21 protein-coding genes and 1 riboswitch are annotated in these 24,066 nt (G+C 68.0%); of the genes, 11 read left to right on the top strand and 10 right to left on the bottom strand.

All coding sequences use genetic code 11. From position 1 onward, the window contains the following. Positions 1-20 precede the first annotated feature (20 nt). Both O3I_RS38090 and O3I_RS38095 read left to right on the top strand, forming a co-directional pair. Positions 21-1,412, top strand: coding sequence for an MFS transporter (locus O3I_RS38090; RefSeq protein WP_014988386.1), 1,392 nt, complete (start codon positions 21-23; stop codon positions 1,410-1,412). After that, positions 1,409-2,155: a 3-hydroxybutyrate dehydrogenase gene (locus O3I_RS38095; protein WP_014988387.1), complete on the top strand. Its 747-nt coding sequence runs from the start codon at positions 1,409-1,411 to the stop codon at positions 2,153-2,155. The genes O3I_RS38090 and O3I_RS38095 overlap by 4 nt, the downstream gene beginning before the upstream one ends. Before the next feature lie 14 nt (positions 2,156-2,169). On the opposite strand, the gene O3I_RS38100 is transcribed toward O3I_RS38095, so the two are convergent. Further along, on the bottom strand, positions 2,170-2,778 hold the full coding sequence (locus O3I_RS38100; protein ID WP_014988388.1) for a TetR/AcrR family transcriptional regulator: 609 nt from the start codon (positions 2,776-2,778) through the stop codon (positions 2,170-2,172). A 180-nt stretch (positions 2,779-2,958) separates the two neighbouring features. Between O3I_RS38100 and O3I_RS38105 the strand changes: the two genes are divergently transcribed. From O3I_RS38105 to O3I_RS38130, 6 genes are read left to right on the top strand one after another with little or no spacing between them, the layout of a single operon-like run. Then, entirely contained in the window at positions 2,959-4,557 is a 1,599-nt protein-coding gene (locus tag O3I_RS38105) for a carboxyl transferase domain-containing protein (protein ID WP_014988389.1), read from the top strand. A gap of 5 nt (positions 4,558-4,562) precedes the next feature. Further along, positions 4,563-6,593: an acetyl-CoA carboxylase biotin carboxylase subunit gene (locus tag O3I_RS38110; RefSeq protein WP_014988390.1), complete on the top strand. Its 2,031-nt coding sequence runs from the start codon at positions 4,563-4,565 to the stop codon at positions 6,591-6,593. After that, entirely contained in the window at positions 6,590-7,750 is a 1,161-nt protein-coding gene (locus tag O3I_RS38115) for an acyl-CoA dehydrogenase family protein (protein ID WP_014988391.1), read from the top strand. Before O3I_RS38110 ends, O3I_RS38115 begins: the two co-directional genes overlap by 4 nt. Then, on the top strand, positions 7,747-8,247 hold the full coding sequence (locus tag O3I_RS38120; RefSeq protein WP_014988392.1) for a MaoC family dehydratase: 501 nt from the start codon (positions 7,747-7,749) through the stop codon (positions 8,245-8,247). The genes O3I_RS38115 and O3I_RS38120 overlap by 4 nt, the downstream gene beginning before the upstream one ends. Continuing rightward, entirely contained in the window at positions 8,244-9,056 is an 813-nt protein-coding gene (locus O3I_RS38125; RefSeq protein WP_014988393.1) for an HpcH/HpaI aldolase/citrate lyase family protein, read from the top strand. The genes O3I_RS38120 and O3I_RS38125 overlap by 4 nt, the downstream gene beginning before the upstream one ends. 31 nt (positions 9,057-9,087) lie before the next feature. Next, on the top strand, positions 9,088-11,034 hold the full coding sequence (locus O3I_RS38130) for an acetoacetate--CoA ligase (RefSeq protein WP_014988394.1): 1,947 nt from the start codon (positions 9,088-9,090) through the stop codon (positions 11,032-11,034). A 35-nt stretch (positions 11,035-11,069) separates the two neighbouring features. Here the strand turns inward: O3I_RS38130 and O3I_RS45835 are convergent, their stop codons facing one another. Continuing rightward, positions 11,070-11,246: a hypothetical protein gene (locus O3I_RS45835; protein ID WP_167829201.1), complete on the bottom strand. Its 177-nt coding sequence runs from the start codon at positions 11,244-11,246 to the stop codon at positions 11,070-11,072. 230 nt (positions 11,247-11,476) lie between these two features. Further along, positions 11,477-11,646, bottom strand: a riboswitch (M-box (ykoK) riboswitch). 131 nt (positions 11,647-11,777) lie between these two features. Here O3I_RS45835 and O3I_RS38135 point away from each other — a divergent pair. From O3I_RS38135 to O3I_RS38145, 3 genes are all read left to right on the top strand, one after another. Beyond that, the gene (locus tag O3I_RS38135; RefSeq protein WP_014988395.1) at positions 11,778-13,118 is read left to right on the top strand and encodes a cytochrome P450; all 1,341 of its coding nucleotides are present in this window, start codon (positions 11,778-11,780) and stop codon (positions 13,116-13,118) included. A gap of 50 nt (positions 13,119-13,168) precedes the next feature. Then, positions 13,169-14,413 carry a TetR/AcrR family transcriptional regulator gene (locus tag O3I_RS38140; protein WP_014988396.1) on the top strand — a complete coding sequence of 415 codons (1,245 nt, stop codon included), beginning with the start codon at positions 13,169-13,171 and terminating at the stop codon, positions 14,411-14,413. A gap of 147 nt (positions 14,414-14,560) precedes the next feature. After that, on the top strand, positions 14,561-15,805 hold the full coding sequence (locus tag O3I_RS38145) for a TetR/AcrR family transcriptional regulator (protein WP_014988397.1): 1,245 nt from the start codon (positions 14,561-14,563) through the stop codon (positions 15,803-15,805). On the opposite strand, the gene O3I_RS38150 is transcribed toward O3I_RS38145, so the two are convergent. From O3I_RS38150 to O3I_RS38185, 8 genes are read right to left on the bottom strand one after another with little or no spacing between them, the layout of a single operon-like run. Further along, the gene (locus O3I_RS38150) at positions 15,806-16,411 is read right to left on the bottom strand and encodes a hypothetical protein (RefSeq protein WP_014988398.1); all 606 of its coding nucleotides are present in this window, start codon (positions 16,409-16,411) and stop codon (positions 15,806-15,808) included. A gap of 11 nt (positions 16,412-16,422) precedes the next feature. After that, complete coding sequence (locus O3I_RS38155) at positions 16,423-17,601, bottom strand: MCE family protein (protein WP_014988399.1); 1,179 nt, start codon at positions 17,599-17,601, stop codon at positions 16,423-16,425. Further along, positions 17,598-18,680 carry an MCE family protein gene (locus O3I_RS38160; RefSeq protein WP_014988400.1) on the bottom strand — a complete coding sequence of 361 codons (1,083 nt, stop codon included), beginning with the start codon at positions 18,678-18,680 and terminating at the stop codon, positions 17,598-17,600. The genes O3I_RS38155 and O3I_RS38160 overlap by 4 nt, the downstream gene beginning before the upstream one ends. After that, positions 18,677-19,777: an MCE family protein gene (locus O3I_RS38165; RefSeq protein ID WP_014988401.1), complete on the bottom strand. Its 1,101-nt coding sequence runs from the start codon at positions 19,775-19,777 to the stop codon at positions 18,677-18,679. Before O3I_RS38165 ends, O3I_RS38160 begins: the two co-directional genes overlap by 4 nt. Continuing rightward, on the bottom strand, positions 19,777-20,802 hold the full coding sequence (locus tag O3I_RS38170) for an MCE family protein (protein ID WP_014988402.1): 1,026 nt from the start codon (positions 20,800-20,802) through the stop codon (positions 19,777-19,779). Before O3I_RS38170 ends, O3I_RS38165 begins: the two co-directional genes overlap by 1 nt. After that, positions 20,799-21,824, bottom strand: a complete 1,026-nt coding sequence (locus tag O3I_RS38175; RefSeq protein WP_014988403.1) for an MlaD family protein — start codon at positions 21,822-21,824, stop codon at positions 20,799-20,801. Before O3I_RS38175 ends, O3I_RS38170 begins: the two co-directional genes overlap by 4 nt. Further along, entirely contained in the window at positions 21,824-23,194 is a 1,371-nt protein-coding gene (locus tag O3I_RS38180; RefSeq protein WP_014988404.1) for an MlaD family protein, read from the bottom strand. Before O3I_RS38180 ends, O3I_RS38175 begins: the two co-directional genes overlap by 1 nt. An 8-nt stretch (positions 23,195-23,202) precedes the next feature. Further along, complete coding sequence (locus tag O3I_RS38185) at positions 23,203-24,066, bottom strand: ABC transporter permease (protein WP_014988405.1); 864 nt, start codon at positions 24,064-24,066, stop codon at positions 23,203-23,205.

The following is a 24,066-nucleotide window of genomic DNA, read 5'->3' on the forward strand; positions in this document are numbered from 1 at the left end:
CGGGCACGAAGGAGAGTTCGATGAGCGTGCGCAGTGCATTGTGGCCGACGGGCAACGACCCGGGCGGAGCACCGACCGGCCTGAGACGGGTGGTCGCCGCGTCCATGGCGGGCACGGTCGTCGAATGGTATGAGTTCTTCCTTTACGGCACCGCCGCGACGCTGGTCTTCAGCAAGGTGTTCTTCGCGAAGGGCACCAGCGATCTGGACGCGATCCTCGCCGCGTTCGTCACCTACGCCGTCGGCTTCGCCGCTCGCCCGTTGGGCGGCATCGTCTTCGGGCATTTCGGCGACAAGTACGGCCGCAAGAAGCTGTTGCAGTTCAGCCTGATCCTGGTGGGCAGCGCGACCTTCCTGATGGGCTGTCTGCCCACCTTCGGCCAGATCGGCTACTGGGCTCCGGCGCTGCTGGTGGTCCTGCGCTTCATCCAGGGTTTCGCGGTCGGCGGCGAATGGGGCGGCGCGGTGCTGCTGGTCGCCGAACACAGTCCGAGTCGCAGCCGCGGTTTCTGGGCGAGCTGGCCGCAGGCCGGGGTACCGATGGGAAATCTGCTGGCGACCGTCGTGCTGCTGGCCTTGACCACCTGGCTGTCGGAGTCGGCGTTCCTGAGTTGGGGCTGGCGCGTGGCCTTCTGGCTGTCCGCGGTGGTGGTGCTGGTCGGCTACTACATCCGCACCAAGGTCACCGACGCGCCCATTTTCGTTGCGGCACAGCAGGAAATGGAGCAGATCAAGGCGACCTCGCTGAGCGTGGTCGAGGTGTTGCAGCGGTATCCGCGTGGCGTACTCACCGCGATGGGCCTGCGCTTCGGCGAGAACATCCTCTACTACCTGGTGGTCACCTTCACCATCACCTATCTCAAGGTGCAGGTGCACGTGGACACCAAGGTCATCCTGTGGTGGCTGCTCGCCGCGCACGCGGTGCACTTCTTCGCCGTGCCGCTGGCGGGCCGGCTCTCGGATCACTTCGGCAGGCGCCCGGTGTATCTGGCCGGCGCGGTCACGGCGGGCACCTGGGGCTTCTTCGCCTTTCCGATGATGGACAGCGGGCACAACGCGGTCATCATGTCCGCGATCATCATCGGCCTGCTGTTCCACGCGCTGATGTACGCGGGCCAGCCCGCGATCATGGCCGAGATGTTTCCCACCCGGATGCGGTATTCCGGTGTCTCCCTGGGCTATCAGGTGACCTCGATCGTGGCGGGTTCGCTCGCGCCGATCATCGCGGTCCGGCTGCTCAACGAATATGACTCGGCCGTGCCGATCGCGATCTATCTGGCTGTCGCGGCGGCCATCACCGCGGTCGCCGTGTTCTTCGCCCGCGAAACGAAAGGATTGGACTTGGCCACCGTCGATCTCGCCGACGCCGAGTATCTGGCAACGCAGCCCACCGCCCCGGTGAACGCGAAATGACCGACCTGACAGGACGTTCCGCGCTGATCACGGGCGGCGCCGGCGGCATCGGCGCGGCCTGCGCCCGGGAACTGGCCGCGCGGGGCGCCCTGGTCACCATCGCCGATATCGACGATGTCGGGGCCAAGTCGCTCGCCCGCGAACTCGGCGGAAAACCTTGGGCCGTCGACCTACTCGACGTCGAGGCCTTGACCTCGCTGACGCTCGAGGTGGACATCCTGGTGAACAACGCCGGCGTGCAGAGCATCAGCCCGATCGAGGATTTCGCGCCGCAGCAGTTCCGGAACCTGCTCACCCTGATGGTCGAGGCGCCGTTCTTGCTCATCCGTGCCGCGCTGCCGCACATGTACCGGCAGGGTTTCGGCCGGATCGTCAATATCTCGTCGGTGCACGGACTTCGAGCCTCGGAGTTCAAGTCCGCCTACGTGACCGCCAAACATGGACTGGAGGGCCTGTCCAAGGTCACCGCGCTCGAAGGCGGCAAGCACGGCGTCACGAGCAACTGCGTCAACCCCGGCTATGTGCGAACTCCGCTGGTGGACAAGCAGATCGCCGATCAGGCCAAGGCGCACGACATTCCGGAACAGCAGGTGCTGGAGAAGATCCTGCTCACCGAGAGCGCGATCAAACGCCTGGTGGAGCCGGAAGAGGTGGCCGCACTGGTGGGTTGGCTCACCTCGCCGCACGCGGGCATGGTGACCGGCGCGTCCTACACCATGGACGGCGGGTGGAGCGCTCGATGACCGAGCGCCCCGCCCTAGCCCGGCTCGTCCTGTGTCAGGGCGGACAGCGCCATCCGGCGCAGGATTGGCCGGGCCCGCGCGGCGGTCGCCGTGCTCGCGCTGTGCGGGGTGGAGTTGATCAGGCCGAACGCGGCGTGCGCCTGTACGCGTGCCGTCTCTTCGGGTAGGCCGGGGTGCAGGTCACGCAGCACCGTGACCCAGATTTCCACGTACTGGCGCTGGGTGCGGCGCAACTCGCGCCGGGCCGCGGCGGGCACGTTCTCCAGATCGCGATCCTGGATCCGGATGAGATCGGCGTCGCCCAGCGCGAAGTCCAGGTGGAAGTCGACCAGGCCGGCCAGCGCGTCCGCCGCAGTCTCGGTGCGCGCCACCACCGCCTTGCCGCCGTCGAGCAGCCGCTGGCTGATACCGACGAGCAGTTCCACCAGCAGCGCTTCTTTGTTGGGGAAATGGCGGTAGACCGCCGGACCGCTGATGCCGACCGCGGCGCCGAGGTCGTCGAGGCGCATGCCGAGGAAACCGCGATCGGCGATGAGCCGGGCGCCGGCATCCAGAAGTTGTTGCCTGCGCTGCGCCTTCAGCTGTTCACGGCGGGTGAGCGTGCCGTCATCGATGCTGGTCACACGCACTCCTTTCGCCCTTTGTGCGGACACACGCGTGCGCGGCCCGCAAGCGCTTCCTGGACATCTCGGTTAACCAAGATTAACCTGGATTCCAGTTATCGGCGACTAACTGGCCCATCCGTCCTCCGACTACCGGCCGGCAACGAGTCGCTCCAAGACGCTGACCGACAGGATCACGTGATGACCGTTACCGAAGAGGCCGTCGACAACCGGGTCGCCCACAAGGCACTCGTCGACGACCTGGGCGCCCGGCTGGCGGCCGCCGCACTCGGCGGACCCGCCAAAGCGCGGGACCGCCACGTCGCGCGCGGCAAGCTGCTACCGCGGCAGCGGGTGGACCAGCTGCTCGACCCGGGCAGCCCGTTCCTGGAACTCTCGCCGCTCGCCGCGAGCGGGATGTACGGCGACGAGTCCCCGGGCGCGGGCATCATCACCGGCATCGGCCGGGTGTCCGGCCGCGAGTGCGTCATCGTGGCCAACGACGCGACCGTCAAGGGCGGCACGTACTACCCGATGACGGTGAAGAAGCACCTGCGCGCGCAGGAGATCGCGCTGCAGAATCAGCTGCCGTGCCTGTATCTGGTCGATTCCGGCGGCGCCTACCTGCCCGAGCAGGACGAGGTGTTCCCGGACCGGGAGCATTTCGGGCGCATCTTCTACAACCAGGCGACCATGAGCGCCAAGGGCATTCCGCAGATCGCGGCGGTGCTCGGCTCGTGCACCGCGGGCGGCGCGTACGTCCCCGCGATGAGTGACGAAGCGGTGATCGTGCGTAACCAGGGCACGATCTTCCTGGGCGGTCCACCCCTGGTGAAGGCCGCGACCGGCGAGGTGGTCACCGCGGAGGAACTCGGCGGCGGCGCACTGCATTCGCGCACCTCGGGTGTCACCGACCACCTGGCCGAGGACGATCAGGACGCGCTGCGCATCGTGCGCCGCATCGTCGCGACCCTCGGTCCGCGCCCCGCGAGCCCCTGGGCGGTGTTGCCACCGGTGGAGCCCGCCGCGTCGCCGGCGGAGCTGTACGACGTGGTGCCGGTGGACCTGCGCACCCCGTACGACGTGCGCGAGGTGATCCACCGGATCGTCGACGCGAATCCCGAGGCCGACAACGGCTTTCACGAGTTCAAGGCCGAGTACGGCAAGACCTTGGTCACCGGCTTCGCGCACGTTCACGGCCATCCGGTCGGCATCGTCGCCAACAACGGCGTGCTGTTCAGCGAATCCGCCATGAAGGGCGCGCATTTCATCGAGCTGTGCGACAAGCGCAAGATCCCGCTGCTGTTCTTGCAGAACATCACCGGGTTCATGGTCGGCCGCGACTACGAGGCGGGCGGCATCGCCAAGCACGGGGCCAAGATGGTCACCGCCGTCGCCTGTGCCCGGGTGCCGAAGCTGACAGTGGTGATCGGCGGTTCGTACGGCGCGGGCAACTATTCGATGTGCGGGCGGGCGTATTCGCCGCGCTTCCTGTGGATGTGGCCCAACGCCAGGATCTCGGTGATGGGCGGCGAACAGGCCGCCTCGGTCCTGTCCACCGTGCGCGGCGACCAGCTCGACAGTTCGGGCCGGCCGTGGTCGGCGGCCGACGAGGAGGCGTTCAAGGCGCCGATTCGCGACCAATACGAACGGCAGGGCAACCCCTACTACTCGACGGCCCGCCTGTGGGACGACGGTGTGATCGACCCTGCGGACACGAGAACCGTCCTCGGACTTGCCCTTTCGGTGTGCGCGCAAGCGCCGCTCGAACCCGTTTCCTACGGCGTATTCCGGATGTGACGACCATGCTGAACAAATCTCATCCCGTCGGATTCGACACCGTGCTCGTCGCCAACCGCGGCGAGATCGCGGTGCGGGTGATGCGCACGTTGCGCGCCATGGGCATTCGCTCGGTCGCGGTCTACAGCGACGCCGACGCCGATGCCAGGCACGTGCACGAGGCGGATACCGCGGTGCGCCTCGGCCCTGCCGCCGCGCGCGACAGCTATCTCGCGATCGACAAGGTGGTCGACGCCGCCGTCCGGACCGGTGCGCAAGCGGTGCATCCGGGTTACGGATTCCTTTCCGAGAACGCCGCTTTCGCGGCGGCGCTCGCGCAGGCGGGCGTCGTCTTCCTCGGTCCGCCCGCACACGCGATCGAGGTGATGGGCGACAAGATCGCGGCCAAGAACACCGTATCCGCGTTCAATGTCCCCGTCGTGCCCGGCATCGCCAGGCCAGGCCTGACCGACGCCGAGCTGATCGAGGCGGCCACCGAGATCGGTTATCCGGTGCTGGTGAAGCCGTCCGCCGGGGGCGGCGGCAAGGGCATGCGACTGGTCGAGGAACCCGCGCACCTGCCCGACGCGCTGGTCAGCGCGCGCCGCGAAGCCGCGTCCGCGTTCGGCGACGACACCCTGTTCCTGGAACGCTTCGTCACCCGGCCGCGGCATATCGAGGTGCAGGTCCTGGCCGACCAATTCGGCAATGTGCTGCACCTCGGCGAACGCGAATGCAGTCTGCAGCGCAGGCATCAGAAGGTGATCGAAGAGGCCCCGTCCCCGCTGCTCGACGCGGCGACGCGGGCCAGAATCGGTGCGGCGGCGTGCAATACCGCGCGCAGCGTCGACTATGTGGGCGCGGGCACCGTCGAATTCATCGTCTCCGCCGACCGGCCGGACGAGTTCTTCTTCATGGAGATGAACACCCGGCTGCAGGTGGAACATCCGGTGACCGAGCTGGTGACCGGTGTCGACCTGGTGGAATGTCAGGTGCGGGTGGCGGCCGGGCAGAAACTCTCGGTCGAACAGGACGAGATCCGGATGGTCGGGCACGCCATCGAGGCCAGGGTGTACGCCGAGGATCCCGCGCGCGGCTTCCTGCCCACCGGCGGTACGGTGCTCGACCTGTCCGAGCCCGCAGGCGCCGGAGTCCGGGTGGATTCGGGCCTGCGCGCCGGAACGGTGGTCGGCAGCGACTACGACCCGATGCTCTCGAAGGTCATCGCGCACGGCGCCGACCGCGGCGCCGCCATCGCGAAACTCGATCGGGCACTGGGCGATACCGTGTTGCTCGGCGTCACCAGCAATATCGAGTTCCTGCGCTTCCTGCTCGCCGATCCGGATGTCGCGGCCGGACAGCTGGATACCGGCCTGCTCGATCGCCGGGTAGCCGATTTCCACGCCACCGCAGTCGACGACGAACTGTTCCTGGCCGCGGCGGCCTACCGCTGGCTGGGTCGCTGGCCGAGCGATCCCGGCGATCCGTGGCAGGTGCCGTCCGGCTGGCGGATCGGCACCGCCGCACCGACCTCGATCCGGCTGGCCGCCGGCGACCGGATCGAGCACGTGTATCTCACCGGCCGTCCCGATGCCGCGACCGGCCGCGTCGGCGAGGCCGAATCGGTTTCGGTGGCAGCGGCTTTCGCGGACTCGGTGCTGACGCTCACCGTGGCCGGGGTACGGCACGAGTATCGCGTCGCCGAGCAGGACGACCAGCTGTGGCTGGCCGGACCCACCGGCATCGCCGTGCTGCGCGAGGTGGCCGAGGCCAGTGTGCGGGGTGGCGCCGAACAGGTCGGCGACGCCGAAATCCGCAGTCCCATGCCGGGTTCGGTGATCGCGGTGCCGGTCACCACCGGCGCCACCGTGGCCGCGGGCGCCACGGTGGTGATCGTCGAGGCGATGAAGATGGAGCACTCGCTCAGCGCGCCGGTGGCGGGCACCGTCGAAATCCTGGTCACGCCCGGCACGCAGGTGCGGCTCGATCAGCCGCTGGCCCGCATCCACACGACTCCCGCGGAACTTCCCGCCGACCAAGAAGGAACCCGAGCATGACCGACTTCCTGTCCACCGGCGCCCTACCCGACGACTACCGCGACCTGACCCTGACGGTGCGCGATTTCGCGCAGTCGGTGGTCGCGCCGGTGGCCGCCGAGCACGACGCGAACCACACCTTCCCCTACAAGGTGGTCGAGGGCATGGCCGAGATGGGCCTGTTCGGGCTGCCGTTCCCCGAGGAATACGGCGGCATGGGCGGCGACTACTTCGCGCTGTGCCTCGCCCTCGAGGAACTCGGCAAGATCGACCAGAGCGTCGCCATCACGCTGGAAGCCGGTGTGTCCCTGGGTGCGATGCCGATCTACCGCTTCGGCGACGACAAGCAGAAGCAGGAATGGTTGCCGCAGTTGACCAGTGGCCGCGCCCTGGCCGCGTTCGGGCTCACCGAGCCCGGCGCGGGCAGCGACGCGGGCGGCACCAGGACCACCGCGATCGCCGACGGCGGCGAGTGGATCATCAACGGCAGCAAGCAGTTCATCACCAACTCCGGCACCGATATCACGCGACTGGTGACCGTGACGGCGGTGACCGGGCAGACCGGCGGCAAGAAGGAGATCTCCACCATCCTCGTGCCCACCGACACCCCGGGATTCGTCGCTGAACCCGCGTACAACAAGGTCGGCTGGAACGCCTCGGACACCCATCCGCTGAGCTTCACCGACGTGCGGGTGCCGCAGGAGAACCTGCTGGGCGAGCGCGGCCGCGGCTACGCGAACTTCCTGCGCATCCTGGACGAGGGCCGCATCGCGATCGCGGCGCTCGCGGTCGGCGCGGCCCAGGGCTGCGTGGACGAGAGCGTGCGCTACGCCAAGGAGCGCGAGGCGTTCGGCCAGGCCATCGGCCGCAATCAGGCCATCGCGTTCAAGATCGGGCGGATGGAGGCCCGCGCACACACGGCGCGCACGGCCTACTATGACGCCGCGGCACTGATGCTGGCGGGCAAGCCGTTCAAGAAGGCGGCGTCCATCGCCAAACTGGTGGCCAGCGAGGCGGCCATGGACAACTCGCGCGACGCCACCCAGATCTTCGGCGGCTACGGTTTCATGAACGACTACCCGGTGGCCAGGCACTACCGGGACAGCAAGATCCTCGAGATCGGCGAGGGCACAACGGAGGTTCAGCTGATGCTGATCGGACGGGAGCTGGGACTGTGAGCGATGTCGACGGCTTGCGCCGGGTGGTCCAGACCGGCCTGTGGTTCGAGGAACTCGAGACCGATGTGCGCTACGAGCACCGGCCCGGGCGCACCATGACCGAGACGGACAACGTCCTGTTCAGCACGCTGACCATGAATCCCCAAGGGCTGCACATCGATGCGGCCTACAGCGACGCCCAGGAGCCGTTCCATCAGCGCCTGGTGAATTCGCTGTTCACCCTCGGCACCATGGTCGGCCTCGCGGTGGCGCACCTCACCCAGGGCACCACCGTCGCCAATCTCGGCTTCTCCGAGGTGAAGTTCCCGGCGCCGCTGTTCCACGGCGACACTGTCTACGCCGAAACCATCGTGCTGGACAAGCGCCTGTCGAAGAGCAGGCCCGGCGAGGGCATCGTCACCTTCCGCCACATCGCGCGCAACCAGCACGGCACGATCGTCGCCGAGGCCGTGCGCAACGCGATGATCCGCCTGCGTCCCGAGACGACCGCGGCATGAGCTGGCAGCTGCCCGGTCCCGCGTGGCTGTTCTGCCCGGCCGATCGCCCGGACCGATACGAAAAGGCCGCCGCGGCAGCCGATGTGGTGATCCTCGACCTCGAGGACGGCGTGGCAGCGGCGGACAAGACGGCGGCCCGCAAAGCCCTCGCCGAGACCCCGCTGGATCCCGAGCGCACCGTCGTGCGGGTCAACGCCGCGGGCACCGAGGATCTCGCGGCCGATCTCACGGCACTGGCGGGCACCGGGTATCGGCGCGTCATGCTGCCGAAATGCGAAGCCGCCGAACAGGTCACCGCGCTGGCCGACTACGAGGTGATCGTGCTGATCGAGTCGCCGCTAGGCGCGCTCACGGTCGAGCGTGCCGTCCAGGCGCCCAACGCGATCGGCGCGATGTGGGGCGCGGAGGACCTGGTCGCCGGGCTCGGCGGCAATTCGAGCAGATACGCGGACGGCAGCTATCGCGAAGTGGCGCGCCATGTTCGATCGAGCACGCTGCTCGCGGCCAAGGCGTACGGCAAGTTCGCGCTCGACTCGGTGTACCTGGATATCCGCGATCTCGACGGACTTCGCGCCGAAGCGCTGGACGCGGTCGCGGTCGGCTTCGAGGCCAAGGTCGCCATCCATCCGAGCCAGCTCGCGGTGCTCCGCGCGGCGTACACGCCGCCGGAGGCGGAATTGGCTTGGGCCCGGCGGGTACTCGACGAGGTACCGAGGCACCGCGGGGTCTTCGCCTTCGAGGGCCGCATGGTCGATGCCCCCGTACTGCGGCACGCCGAACAGATCGTGCGGCGCGCCGGACGCGCCTGACCACCCCGTTAGAACAGCCAGGAGGAATGCGGTGCAACCACAGTGGGTGCCGACCGAGCAGGACATCGCCGCGGCCAGGATCACCGACTTCGCGAAGTTCGCCGAGGGGCGCACTGATCGGAAGCTGCCGGACTACGCCACGCTGTGGCAGTGGTCGGTCGACGATCTGGCGGGCTTCTGGCACGCGGTGTGGGACTACTTCGAGCTCGGCCCGGTCGCGGGCGATATCCTCGGCAGCGCGGAAATGCCGGGTGCGCAATGGTTTCCGGGCACCCGGCTGAACTATGTGGACCAGGTGGTCCGCCAGTTCCGCACCGACCGGCCCGCCATCATCGCGGTCACCGAGGACGCGCCCGCCCGCGAGATCTCCTGGGTCGAGCTGATCGACGAGACCGCGGCGCTGGCGCGCACGCTGCGCGAACTCGGCGTCCAGCCCGGTGATCGGGTCGCGGGCTACCTCCCCAATATTCCGGAGGCGGTGGTCGCGTTCCTGGCGACCGCCGGCATCGGCGCGGTGTGGTGCGCCTGCGGGCAGGACTATTCCCCCAAGGCGGCGCTGGATCGGCTGGGCCAGCTCGAGCCCACCGTCCTGATCACCGCGGACGGCTACCGATACGGCGGCAAGGCACACGACAAGCGCGCCGACATCGCGGCGCTGCAGGCGGGTTTCGGCAAGCTCAGCGCCACCATCGCGGTGTCCCGGCTCGGCCTCGACGTGCCGGATACGACACCGTGGGACGCGGCCACCGCCGTCGACGAGTCGGTGCCCGCCGTGATCACCACGCAGCCGGTCGATTTCGACCACCCGCTGTGGATCGTGTTCTCCTCCGGCACCACCGGGCTGCCGAAGGGCATCGTGCACGGGCACGGCGGGGTGCTGCTGGAGCATCTGAAAGCCGTTGCGCTGCAATCCGATATCGGCCCCGACGACACCTTTTTCTGGTTCACCAGCCCGAGCTGGATGATGTGGAACTTCCAGGTCGCGGGGTTGCTGACGGGCGCGACCATCGTCTGCTACGACGGCAGTCCCACCGCCCCGGCGCCGGACGCGCTGTGGCGCATCGCCGCCGAGACCCGGACCACTGTGCTCGGTACCAGCCCGGGCTACGTGCTGGCCTGCATCAAGGCAGGGGCCACACCCCGCACCGAGCACGACCTGTCCGCGTTGCGGTCGGTGGGCATCACCGGCGCTGCCCTGCCCACGTCCTCGGCGACCTGGCTGGGCGAGAACACCGGTGCGCACGTGCAAGTCAACTCGATCAGCGGTGGCACCGACGTGGTGTCGGCCTTCATCGGCGGCGTCCGGACCGTCCCGGCGTGGCCGGGTGAACTGTCCGCGCGCTTTCTCGGCGCCGCGGTGGAGGCCTTCGACGGCCTCGGACAACCGGTCCGTGGCGAGGTCGGCGAGCTGGTCATCACCAAGCCGATGCCATCGATGCCGGTGCGCTTCTGGCACGACCCGGACGGAAAGCGTTATCACGACGCCTATTTCGACACGTATCCCGGGATCTGGCGGCACGGCGACTGGATCACCATCACCGAGCGGGACAGCGTCGTGGTGCACGGCCGCTCCGATTCCACGCTCAATCGGCACGGCATCCGGATGGGCAGCGCCGACATCTACCAGTCCGTCGAACGGCTACCCGAGATCGCCGAGGCACTGGTGATCGGCGCCGAACAACCCGACGGCGGTTACTGGATGCCGTTGTTCGTGGTTCTCGCGCCCGGCGCGGAACTCACCGACGAGCTGAAGACCCGGATCAACAGCACCATTCGCACCGAGGTCTCGCCCCGGCACGTGCCGGACGAGATCCTGCTCGCCCCGGGGATTCCGCACACGCGCACCGGCAAGAAGCTCGAGGTGCCGATCAAGAAACTCTTCCAGGGCGCCGACGCCGCGCGGGTGGTCGAGCGCAGCGCGGTGGACGACCCGGCGCTGCTCGACTGGTACGCGGCCGTCCGCCCCGCCACCACGTAGCGGAGCGGACGTCCGATGTCCCGTGGGCACCCGTACTACCGGTAGTACGGGTGTCCGCCCATGGAGGCGGTGAAGACGGCCGCGCGGAAGGCGCGCGCCTCGGCGAGGTTGCGGCGTTCCTCGGGGGTCAGGCGGTACTTGGCGCGTAGTCGCCCTGCGGCGTGCGCGACTGCGGTGAACAGGGTGAACTCACGGCGGAACGCGATGGTCACGATGGTCTCTTTTCGTACGAGCGGCCCACCGTCGCAACCGTTTTCGGGCGCGGCCGGACCCTGCGCGAAAACGCTCGGGACTCAGCCGATCGCCCGGCGGCAGCGGGCCGGGAGCGAATGGGGTGTCGAAGTGGTACTCGGATACGGACTATCGCCGGACACTGTGTCGCTCACCTCCTTGCCGCCGTGACGCCTGCGCGTCGCCGATCTCAGTCAGGCACCACGCCGGAGGGGCACCCCTCTCGTCAGAGCTTCGGCACTGCGCGACGTATCCCGATCCGGGAAGCCACCTGGGATCGCCCCTTAGTCCGAAGCGATCTGTCCTGATCCTGGGCGTCTCTCGACGTCGTCGGATCAGTGGCCTGTGTTCGCGCAGGAGCCTCGCTTAACGAGGTGCTGACCAAGCCAGAATGGCCCCTCGGCGCAGCCGCGTCAAGTACGGTTGATTACCGATCAGGTCATGGACCCGGCCACGCCGATCTCCTAGCGTGGCGAGGAGAAGTTCGCCCCGAATCCGCAGGAGGTGGCAGCGTGGCCGCACAGGATGTCCGCGAACGGGCCGAGACCGCCGGCTATCCGCCGGGGCCGCGGCTGCCCGCGTTCGTGCAGAGCGTGTTGTTCCAGACCGACCGGCAGCGCTTCCTGCCCGCTCTGGCCCGGCGTTACGGCGACGTCTTCACCATGCGGATCCCGCCGTTCGCGCGGCGGTTCGTGGTGTTCTCCCGGCCCGAGCACATCCGGGAGATCTTCGCGGGTGACCCGCGCGACCTGCACGCGGGCGAGGGCAATCAGATCCTCGGCCACATCATGGGCCCGCATTCGCTCTTGCTCACCGACGAGGAGGAGCACGCACGGGCCCGGCGGCTGCTGATGCCCGCGTTCAACGGCTCGGCGCTGCGCTCCTACCGCGACCTCGTCACCGAGCTCGCGGTGGCCGAAATCGACCGGTGGACACCGGGTTCCACGCTGATCACGCTGGACCGGATGAACGCGCTCACGCTCGAGGTGATCATGCGGGTGGTGTTCGGGGTGTCCGACGCGAGCACCCGCGCCGAGCTGGCGCCACGGCTGAAACGCATCGTCGATCTCAATCCGCTGGTCTTCCTCGGCTTCAAGTCGGCGCTGCTCGGCCGGATCGGCCCGTGGCAACGGTTCGCGCACAACGCGCACGAGGTCGACGCGCTGTTGTACGCGGAGATCGCGGCCCGCAGGCAAGCGCCCGACCTGGCGCAACGCACCGATGTGCTGTCCAGGCTGCTGCACGCGGGGACCGACAACGACCAGGATCCCCCACTCACCGACGCCGAGCTGCGCGACCAGCTGATCACGCTGCTGCTCGCCGGGCACGAGACGACGGCCTCCGCCCTGGCCTGGGCGATGTACGAGCTCGCGACCCACCCCGCCATCCAGGACGAGGCCGCCGAGGCCGCGCGGACCGGCGACGACAAATTCCTCGAAGCCGTGCTGAAAGAGGCGATGCGCCGGCGCGTGATCATCAACGGCACCAACCGAAAACTGACCAGGGACATGACAATCGGCGGCCAGGCATTGCCCGCGGGCACCGTCGTCTGCACGTCGATTCTGCTCGCGCATCGCAACACCGACAACTATCCGGATGTCGAGACCTTCCGCCCGGATCGCTTTCTCGGCGGTGAGGTCGCGCCGAACACCTGGTTCCCCTTCGGCGGCGGTGCGCGCCGCTGTATCGGCGCCGGGTTTTCGCTGATGGAGGGCAGCACGGTGCTGCGCGAAACGCTCCTGCGGTATGCGCTGACCCTGCCCGCCGGCGCCGGGCCCGAGCGCGCCAAGACCCGCAACATCACCACGGTCCCGCGGGACAAAGCGCGGCTGGTCCTCGTGCCCCGCGGGTGAGCGCCCAGGCATGGCCTTTCCCACCAGCGCAGATCAGTACGATGTCCGACATGAGTGTCGACAATCGCCGTACGGCGCGTAAGGCGAGCACCGGCGACTCGGCACCCCGGGAGATCCGGCGCAGGCCGAAGAATCGCCGGGCGCAGATCGCCGCGGCCTCGGCCGCCGCGTTCGGCTCGCTGGGCTACCACGGCGTGAGCATGGAGGATATCGCCTCCGGTCTCGGCATCAGCTCGGCCGCGCTGTACCGCCACTACCCGAGCAAGTACGCGCTGTTCCGCGAAGAGTTGCTGCGGGTGGGCCGGGCGATGACCGAGTCGGTTCAGCTGCCCGAGGAGGCCGCGACCTGGTCGCCCGAGCAGCGACTGGGCCAGGTGCTCGATTCGCTCATCGCCGTAACGATCGAGAACCGCACCGCCATCACCCTGGTGCGCTGGGAAGGGCGCTATCTCGAGCCGGAGGATCTGACCACGCTGAGCGATCAGCAACTCACGGTCCTCGGTGCGCTCGGCGACCAGCTCGCCGAATTGCGCCCGGAGCTGACCGAGGACGACACGCGGGTGCTGCGCATGGCACTGCTCAGCACGATCACCAGCATCGCCGATCACCATGCCACGCTGCCGGTGAAATCCCTTACCCGGCTGCTGAGTTCGGCCTGCCGGCCGATCGTCGGACTGACCCTGCCCGCCGTGCGCCCGGCCGAGCCGCAGCCGGTGGTGGAGATCCCGGATTCGTTCAAACACGAACTGCTGCTGCGCAAAGCGGTGGAGCTGTTCCACGAGCGCGGCTACCCGAATGTCAGTGTGGAGGACATCGCCACGGCGGCGGGACTGTCCGCGGCCTCGGCGGTGTATCGGTTCTACCGCGGCAAGAGCGATCTGCTCGCCGCGGCGTTTCGCCGTGCCGCGGAACGGGTTTCGGGTGCGGTCGGGCCGGCGGTGGCGACCGCCGCCGGCCCCGAGGCCGCCCTGACCGCGCTGATCGATCAGTACGTCGCCGGATCGTTCGCCGAGCGCGCGCTGACCTACGTGTACTTCACCGAGTTCCAGCATGTGCCGGCGGAGGAGCGCACGGTGCTGCGCAACATCCAGCGGCTCAGCGTCGAAGAGTGGGCGCGGCTGCTGCGCGAGGTGCGCCCGGAGTTGTCGCCCGCCGAGGCGCGATTCCTGATCCACGCCGCGTTCGCCCTGGTGGTCGATCTCGGGCGGGCGTTCGACAACGAGCCCATGGCGGCCCAGGAGCGGGTGCGGCTGCTGATGCAGGTGGTCCTGTTCGGGCGGCCCGCGACGGAATGAGCCGCTGCCCAGCGGACCAACCGGTCGCTTAAGTTAACGGAAATTCTGGACGGTCTGCGATACATATTCCTAGGTGAAGTCCCGAAATTCCGCGTTCTTTGTGATCTTCTGTTCAGATTCGACATCGGGTTCGGCTACCATCGCGGCATGGGTGCCCAAGAACGCCGCGCTGCGGACAAGGCGGCCGACGGGACGCCGACGCGAGCGATCCGGCGCAGACCCCGCGATCGGCGCGCACAGATCGCGGCGGTCTCCGCCGAGGCGTTCGGATCCCTCGGCTATCACGGCGTGAGCATGGAGGACATCGCCTCCCGGCTCGACATCAGCTCCGCCGCGCTGTATCGCCACTACCCCAGCAAATACGCGTTGTTCCGGGAGGAGGCGCTGCGACTCGGCACGCTGAGCGCGACCGCGGTGCAACTGCCGGACACCGCGCGCCAGCTGTCCGCCGCCGCCCGGCTCGAACAGGTCATCGACGCGCTGATCGCCTCGTCGATCACGAACCGGCGCAGCGCCGCGCTGCTGCGCTGGCAGCGCCGCTACCTCGAGGACGAGGACGCCGCGATCCTCGATGACCAACTGGCCATGGTGAATTCGCGACTGAAGGCGCTGATCGCGGCGACCAGACCGGAGCTCGGCAAACCCGATTGCGCGGTACTGTCCGCCGCCGTCCTGAGCGCGCTCAGCAGCATCGGCGATCACCACGTGTCGCTGCCTGCCCGCGCGTTGCACGCCCTACTCGGCACCGCCTGCCGGGCGATTGCGGCGGGCGCGCTGCCCGCGATCACGGACCAGCGGCAAACCGTTGCGGCAGTGGAGATTCCGCTCACCTTCAAACACGAGCTACTGCTCGTGCGCGCCATCGAGCTGTTCCACGAGCGCGGGTACCCGAACGTGAGCGTGGAGGACATCGCCACCGCCGCCGGGTTGCCCGCGTCGTCGGCGGTGTATCGCTTCTACCGTGGCAAAGGCGATATCCTCGCGGCCGCGTTCCGCCGTGCCGCGGAACGGGTTTCGGCCGCGATCGGTCCGGCCGTCGCCGCGGCGGACAGTCCACGACAGGCGCTGACGACGCTGATCGAGCTGTACGTCGCAGGGTCGTTCGCCGAGCGCGAGCTGACCTTCGTGTACTACGCCGAGATCAGCAATGTGCCCGCGGACGAGCGGACGGTGCTGCGCAACATCCAGCGCCTCAATGTCGAGGAATGGGCGAAGCTGCTCGTCGGCATGCGTCCCGAGCTGTCGCCCGCCGAAGCACGGCTGCTGGTGCACACGGCGCTGGCGCTGGTGGTCGATCTGGGTCAGCGCTTCGGCTCCGACGACCCGTGCTGCTCGCAGCAGCGGGTCGGGCAATTGATGCGAGTCGTGTTGTTCGGCAACGAATCCGGCTGACTACGGCTGCGCCGGTGGCGGGGCCAACGGAGAGTTGACCTTGTTCACCAGCCAGTGCCCGTCGACCTTCTCCAGGCGCATGACCATGGACAGCTGGCCCGGCGCGGGTTTGCCCTGCGTGCCCATGCTGGTGATGGTCTGCCCGATCACCACGATCGCCTCGGCGGAGTTCTGATCGCCGGTCTTGATCGCGCACTGCACGTCGTTCACCTTGGACACCACTTCGCCCTGGGTCAGCACCTCGCGCAATTCCTTGCTGGTGCTGTCGAATTGCTTCTTCCAGTCGCCGGTCGCCCCGGCCAGCACCGCCGCGAAGTACGGGTCGAGCTGTTTGGCGTCGTAATCCGCCAGGACCGGGGCGTAGGCACACGCGGCGGTCCGCGCGTCGGCGTTGGCCTGGAGCACGGCCTTGTTGCCCCGGTTCTGGACGAAGAAGACGATGCTCGAAATCACTGCGGCACAGAGCAGTACCGCCGCCGTCAGCTCGAGGGCGAGCCGACCGGACCGGCCGAGCCGCCAACGCTTCGGCGGGACGGACGTCGTTTCGCCCGGCACCTCTTCGGGCACAGTGGCATTCGGCTCATCGGTCACATCGTTATCGGACATCGGTTGAGCTCCTATCTCCCAGGCGCCGGACGGGACAGCTCGTCACCGGTGACGCCGGGAGGCGGACCCGAGCCGTTGTCCGGCACATTCGGTCGTGGTGCGTTCGCGGAGCCGCGAACCTGCAACGCCGGGTTGTCGGTGGTGCAGTAGTTGTAGAGCCGCACCCTGGTGTCCACGGTCTTCGTCGTCGGGACCACCGGCACGGTGCCGTAGTCACAGCTCGGCCGGGGCCATGGGTCGATCAGGGTGTGATAGGCGTTGTCGTGGGCGGGCACACCGATCGCCGCGGATCCCGCGCGCAGCGCAGGGAACAGCGCGGCGATGGCGGGCGCGCGCAGCTTTGCCGCCTTGGTAATCGCGACGAAGTTGGTGACCAGGTTGGTCACCGGATCCTCGGTATCGCGCACGATGCCGCCGAGCGTGGCGAGCTGGCCCGGCCCGAGTTCGAGGAACTTGCGCACTTCGGCGTCGGCAGCGCTGAGCTGTTGGAACAGCGCACTGGACCCCGTGGTCAGGGTGCTCAGATCGGGTTGCGCGTGCGACGTCGTCTCCGCGATCACCTGCAGGTTCTCGATGAGCTGTTTGGTCTGCGGCAGTAGATCCGTCAGCCCGGCCATCGCCCGGCTGATCCCGGAGATCATGTTGCGCAACCGATCCGGTCCGCCGGCCAGCGCCTTGTCCAGTTCATCGATGATCACGTTCAAGCGCGCCGGGTTCAGCCCGCCGATCAGTCCGCTCATGCTCGACAGCACCGACTGCACCGTCACCGGGACGGTGGTCCGCGCCCGGTCGACCACCGCGCCGTCACGGAGATAAGGTCCGCTGTCGGTGTCCGGCCGGAAGTCGAGGTACTGCTCCCCGGCGGCGGACAACCGGCCCACGGCCACCGTGCCGCCGACCGGAATCCGTGCGGTCTTGTCGATTTCGGCGATCGCGGCGACGCCGTCACCCGAGATGCGCACCTCGGTGACCCGGCCGACCCGGACACCGCGGAAGCTGACATCGTTGTTCGCCGCGAGCCCGCCGGAGTTCTGCAATTCCACCCGCACCGTATAGGTGTTCGGCAGCAGGTTGATTCGCAGCACCGCCGCCCCGAGATAGGAGGCGCCGACGAGCAGCACCAGGATCAGACCGATGTTCGCCACCGCGATGCGATGGCGAACCAGCCACTGCCACAACGGAATGGTCATCGGGTACCACCTTGCAGCCGGCCGAGCACCTTCTCCAGCACCTGGGCCAGACTGCCGATGAAAGCTGGTACGTCACCGAGTTCGGGCGCCCGGCTGCCCTTCGGGTCGGTCAGCGCGCCGATGCTCAGATACGAGACGGTGGCCGCGACGGCCAGTGTCGGACCGTCCAGGCTGGCCATGACCGAGGGATAGACCGCGTGCAGTCCGTCCAGCGTGCCCGCGAGATCGTCGCCCATCTGCGCGAATCCGGACATCAGCCGCTGGATGCTGTCGAACAGGGTGAGGAAGTCCGGGCCGGTGGTGTCGGTGAAGTCGCCGAGCGCGGCCATGGTCACCGAGATCTTCGCGGTGAGATCGGCGATGGCCTTGTTGTTCTCGGCCACCAGCCCGATCAGTGGCGGGAACGTATCCGCGGCAGCGCCCAATTCCTGTTTGCGCCTGGCCAATTCACCCGTCAGCGTGGACATGCCGGACAGCACGCTGTCGACATCGGCGGTGCGCCGGTTCAGGGCGCTCAGCACGTCGGTCAGCTCGGTGATCAGATGCGACAGTTCGGGGGCGCGGCCGCCGAACATGGAGTTCATCTCGGTGGTGATCCGGGCGGCCTGGTTGAGGCCACCACCGTTGAGCAGCAACGAGATCGACATCATCAGCTGCTCGACCGAGGCGCCGGTCGCGGTGTGCTCGGGCGCGATCGTGTCGCCCGGGCGCAGCAGCTCGGCGGTGTCCTGCTTCGACGGCAGGGTCATCGCGACGAACATGTCGCCGAGCGGGGTGGCCTGCCGCAGTTCGGCGGTGGTACCGCGGGGCAGCTGAATGTCTTGACGGATCTGCATTTCCACGTCGGCCAGAAAGTTGGTGGTGCTGATCGCGGAGACCATGCCGATATCGGTGCCGCCGATCTTGACGTGCGCGTTCGCCGGCAGATTCAGCGCGTCCCGGAATATCGCGTGCAGGGTGTAGCCGGGACCGCCGATGCCGGGCTTGGGCAACGGCACGTTGTCCACCGTCACCGCACAGCCCGCGCTGCCCGCGAGCACTCCCGCCGCCGCCAGCGCCGCCAACGCCCGCCTGCTCATTTAGTGAGTCCCAGCAGCGCGGCGGTGAGCCCGAAGTCCGGGCCGAAGTCCTGGATCTTGCCGGTGCGACAGCCATCCAGGCGCATCTGCACCCGCTCGCAGAACACCGACAGCGCCTCCCCGTCCAGCACCGCCTTGTCCAGCAGGCCGTGCAACCGCAGCGCCTGGTGTTCTTTGCTGGTCGCGTTGTCCAGATTCTGGAAGAACAGCGGTGTGACGTCGGCGATCTCGATGACCGAGCGGGCGTTGGCGCGCATCTGCCCGGTGAGCGCGGTGAACCGGGTCAGCGCGCCGAGCAGCTGTTCCCGGTTCGCGCCGACCACGGTGGAGGTGTTGGTGACGAAATCGTTCAGCTGGGTCAGCACCGCCTGCAGTCCCGGAGCCTGCGCGCCCATCAACTCGACCAGCTCGGTCAGCCGTCCGCTGAAATCCCGCACCGTCTGGTCGTTCTCGGCGATGATCTGGGTGATCTCGTTGAGTTTCACGATGGTGTTGGAGATCTGGTCGCCGTTGGCCAGGCTGACCTCGAAGGCGGCCGACATCGCGTCCAGCGTCTGCCGTAGCTTGTCGCCGTTGCCGTCCAGCAGCGGGAACAGCACCCGGCTCGCCATCGGCCCGGTCTCGTTGTCCCCCTTCAGCGCCTTGCCGAGCTGGTCGAAGTTGTCCAGGATGCGGTCGAGTTCGACCGGGGTCCTGGTGTGCTCGAGCGGGATGTGCGCCCCGTCGGCCAGCACCGGTCCGCTGCCTTCGTACGCGGGCGCCAGCTCGACGTGGCGGTTGGTGATCAACTGCGGGGAGACCAGCGCCGCAATGGCATCCGCGGGCACCTTGACGTTCTTGTCGATGGACATGGTGACCTCGACATAACTGCCCCGCGCGGTGACCGTGTCGACCCGGCCGACCGGAACGCCGAGAATCGCGACATCGTTACCCGCGTACAGGCCCGCCACGTTCTCGAAATCGGCGCTGATCCGCAGGTGCTCCCCGAGATACTGGTCCGGCAGCCCGGACAGGCTGTCCGGCAACAGCGAGCAACCGGACGCGATCGCGGCTATCCAGCACAGCACCGCCGTTTTGCAGAAAGTACCTATCTTCATCAGTTACACCCCTGTACCGCACCGGCGAAGCACAGCCAGTTGTCCGGGAAGACCCACGGCGCCCACACGTCGCCGTAGGGGCCGTTGCCGAGTGCATTGTTGAACTGCCGCAAGGCGACCGGCATGATTTCGTAGAGCGAGTCGAGGTTGTCCCGGTTCTTCTCCAAGCCCTCCGACATGGTGTTCAGGCTCTGGATCAGCGGGCCGAGTTGATCGTTGTTCTCCAGCCCCATCTCCTGCAGCAGCCGCGAGAGCTCGGCGACGTTGTCCAGCAAGGACTTCAGCAGCTGCTGGCGCTGCGCCACCGCATTGCCGATCGCCTCGCCCCGGGTGAGCAACAGCAGCACGCTGTTGCGATTGTCCGAAACCAGCTGTGCCACCTGGTCCATGCTCTTCAGCAGCACATCGACCTCGTCGCGGCGATCGTTGATCACCTTGGCGAGCGCGCCGATGCTGTTCAACGCCTCGACGGTGAGCTGCGGCGAATCGCCCATCTGCCGGGTCAGCAGATCGAGCGACTGGCGCAGCTTGGCCGGATCGATCCGCTCGATGCGCTCGAACGACGACTTGTACACCGGATCACGGACGACCTTGCCCAGGTTGTACGGCACCGTGGTGTTGGCGATCGGGATCCGGTTGCCCGGCAGGCCTTTTCCGTTCCCCGGCACCAGCTCGACATGCAATTTGCCGAGGATGGTCGTCATCTTGATCGCCGCGCGCGCATCGGGACCGAGCCGGATATCGCGGCGCACCCGCAGATCCACCACGACCTTCGCGCCGTCGAGCCGCACCGCGCGCACCGAACCGACCTCGATACCGGAGACGTCCACCGACGCGCCCGCACGCAACCCGGCCGCCTGTGCGAACTCGGCCTGAATGGTCCGATCCCCCAGCCTGGCCTGCGACAGCGCGCTGGAGCCGACGAGCAGCAGGAACACCGATCCGGCCGCGAGCAAACCCAGCCACAGCAGCCGATTGCGGGGTAGCCGGACGCGTCCGGCCAGTCTGCGGAACCGGTTCCTCATCGGCACACCTCCGATTGCGAATTGCCGCCGACCTGGGAGAAAAGCCCCGGCGGCAGCAGCACACCCCAGAGCGACACGTCCAGTCGGCAGATGTAGGCGTTGCCGTAGGCGCCATAGCTGGTGAATCTGGCCACGCCGTTGAGCAGATCCGGCAGTTCGACGGCCGCCTGATCCAGCGAGGCCCCGTTGAGCAGCAGCAGCGCCACACCGCTGGTCGCGTCACGCTGTGCCCGAGCCATATTCGGCTTCACCTGTCCGATCAGCTGGACCAGCGAGTCGGTCGAGGTGGCCACCTGCTGCACGGAACTCTTCAGCGATTCGCCTTGCGCGTAGAGCGACTCGACCAGCGAACGTGCCTGTGTGATCAGGGTTTCCAGCTCGCCGCTGCGGTGCGCGAGGCCGGCGATGACGCTGCTCAGATTGCTGATCACGTCACCGAGAATCTGATCCCGCTGCCCGAAGGTGCCCGCCAGCTCGGCGGCCTGAGTGATCAGCGCGCTCAGCGACACGTTGTTGCCTTGCAGGGCTTGAATCATGGTCTCCGACAGCGCGTTGATCTGATCCGGTTGCAGCACGCTGAACAGCGGCTCGAACCCGGACAGCAGCCCGGACACGTCGAACGACGGTTCGGTGCGTTCCAGCGGGATAGCCGACCCGCTCGGCACCATTTGCCCGGCCTCGGCGCCGGGCACGAGCGCGATGTAGCGCTGCCCGATCAAATTCTGGTAGCGCACCAGGGCTTTCGTCGTGGTGGTCAGTCGCTGCCGCTGCTGGATGCGGAACTCGACGCGCGCTCGGTAGTCCCCATCGAAGTCGATCGCATCCACCCGGCCGACCCGCACGCCCGCCATCCGGATGTCGTCCCCGACCCGAAGGCCGAGCACATCGGAGAAGGTCGCGGAATAGGAATCGGTATCGCCGGAAACCGATCGCTGCAGGGTGGACCAGATGGTGTAGGTGAGCACGATGGCGAGAACAGCGAAGAGGCTGAAGCCGATCAGCGCCTTGCCCGAGCGTCTCATCATTTGCCGACCCCGTTCACCGGATACATCGCTCCGCCGACCAGTAGCGGGGTCAACAGCAGGTACTGCGCGGCATTCGGCCTACCACCGACGATCGCGGCCACCGCGGACGTGCCACGTAACCCACCGGAATCGGCATGCGGCGCGTCGTCTTTCGCCGCGGCGGGCGCGGTGAGTCCGGGGATCATGGGCAGCCCGGGGATCGTGGGGAGGACCGGCATGGTGGGCAGCACCGGCTTCGGCCCGGCCGCGTCCAGCCACCCCGGCTGCTGCTGATCCGGAAACTCCTGCGGCGGTGCGACTTCCGGAATCGACGCGCCACCGCAGCGCGGCCCGGACATGGTGCCGTACCGCGGACAGTCCGCCGCGGTGTACTGCTGGAACGGCGTGAACGACACGTCCATCTTCCACACCATCTGGCGACTCGGCCCGAACGAGAAGACCGAACGCAGCTTCTGCAGCGAGACATTGAAATTGGCCGCGGTCTCCGGCAGCGCCGACGGGTCCTGGGCCAGGCTGCCGAACAGTTCACCGACCCCGGAGACCACCTCCTTGCCCGCGTCGGGATTGCGCGCGAACAGCGCATTCACCGAATCGACCGCGCCGCCCGCGTTCGTCAGCAAGGCGACGAGCTGTTCCCGCCGTTCGGTGAGCGTGCGGGCGGTGGTCACCGAATCCGACAGCACACCCACCAGGTCGGGTGCGGAGACGCTCAGCGCGGTGGCCGCCCGGCCGAGGTCGCCGAGCAGGTTGCCGACGCCGGGAACGGCGTGCACCTCGGTGAGCCAGCGGTCCAACCGTTCGATGGTCGAGCCGGGTACCCGCGCGGCCGGATCGAGCGCGTCGGCGAGGGTCGCGAGCACCCGGCCCAGCTTCTCCGGCTGGATGTGGTCGAGCACGTCGCGCAGCACGCTGAGCGTGGTCTGCAACTGAACCGTCCCCTCGCTCGTGTCCTCCGGGATTTCCGCCCCCGCCCGCAAGGTCGCGGTGCCGCGGCCGTTGTCCACCAGTTCGATCGCCGTCACGCCGAAGATATTGCTGGGGATCACCCGCGCGGTGACCTGCGCCGGGATCATCCCGGCGACAGCGGGTTTCAAGTCGAGTTCGGCGCGCTGGCGCTCACCCTTCGCGACGACCTGCACCTCGGCGACCGAACCGACGATCATGCCGCGGAACTTCACGTCGGCGTGCGCGGGCAGGCCGTCCCCGGTGCTGGTGAGCAACGCGACGACGCCGACCTTGTCCTCGAACCGGCCGGTGTAGCGCAACCCGAGCAGGTACAGCAGCACCAACACGATGGCGGTCAACGCGAGTCCGGCGAGCGAGAGCTGCCGCGCGCTCGGACCGCGTCCACTGGGGTCGATGAGCATCGCGGCCCCTATCCCGAGATCCGGAAGCCAGGGTCGATGCCCCAGATCGCCAGTGTCAGAAACAGGTTCGCGAATACCATAACGACGATGACCATCTTGATGGCCCGGCCCGCCGCGTGTCCGACGCCCTCCGGACCGCCGGTGGCGACATAGCCGTAGTAGCACTGCAGGAACGTCGAGATCAGCACGAACACCATCACTTTGAGCACCGAGAAGAACACGTCGGCGCCGTTGAGGAACTGGAAGAAGTAGTGGTCGTAGGTACCCGCCGAGGTGCCGCCGAGAAACAGCACCGACAGCTTCGTCATCAGATACGCGACCGCGAGGCCGACGCTGTACAGCGGGACGATGGTCAGGGTCGCCGCGATCATCCGCGTGCTCACCAGATACGGAAGTGGGCGGATCGCAATGGATTCCAGCGCGTCGATCTCCTCGGAGATACGCATCGCGCCCAATTGCGCGGTGAAGCGGCAGCCCGCCTGGATGGCGAAAGCCAGCGTCGCGAGGATCGGCCCGATCTCGCGGGTGGTGGCGAAACCGGAGATGGCGCCGGTGAGCGGGTTCATCGTGAGCAGGTTCAGCGCGGTGTAGGACTCCATCCCGACGGTGATGCCGCCGAAGCCGCACAGGATGACAACCACGCCGACCGTGCCGCCGCCGACGATGAGCGAACCGTTGCCCCAGCCCACATCGGCGGTGAGCCGCAGTACCTCTTTGCGATAGTGCTTCAGCGCGAACGGAATCGCCGCGATCGCCGCGACGAACGTGATGGCCTGATGCCCGGCCCGCTGATTGGCCCGCACGGGTCCCTGCGCGGCCGCGCCGATCAGCCGCAGCGGTCGCAGCGCCGGCGGGGTGTACCGCGAACCCAT

Source organism: Nocardia brasiliensis ATCC 700358 (genome assembly GCF_000250675.2).
In the GTDB taxonomy this organism is placed as follows: Bacteria; Actinomycetota; Actinomycetes; order Mycobacteriales; family Mycobacteriaceae; genus Nocardia; species Nocardia brasiliensis_B.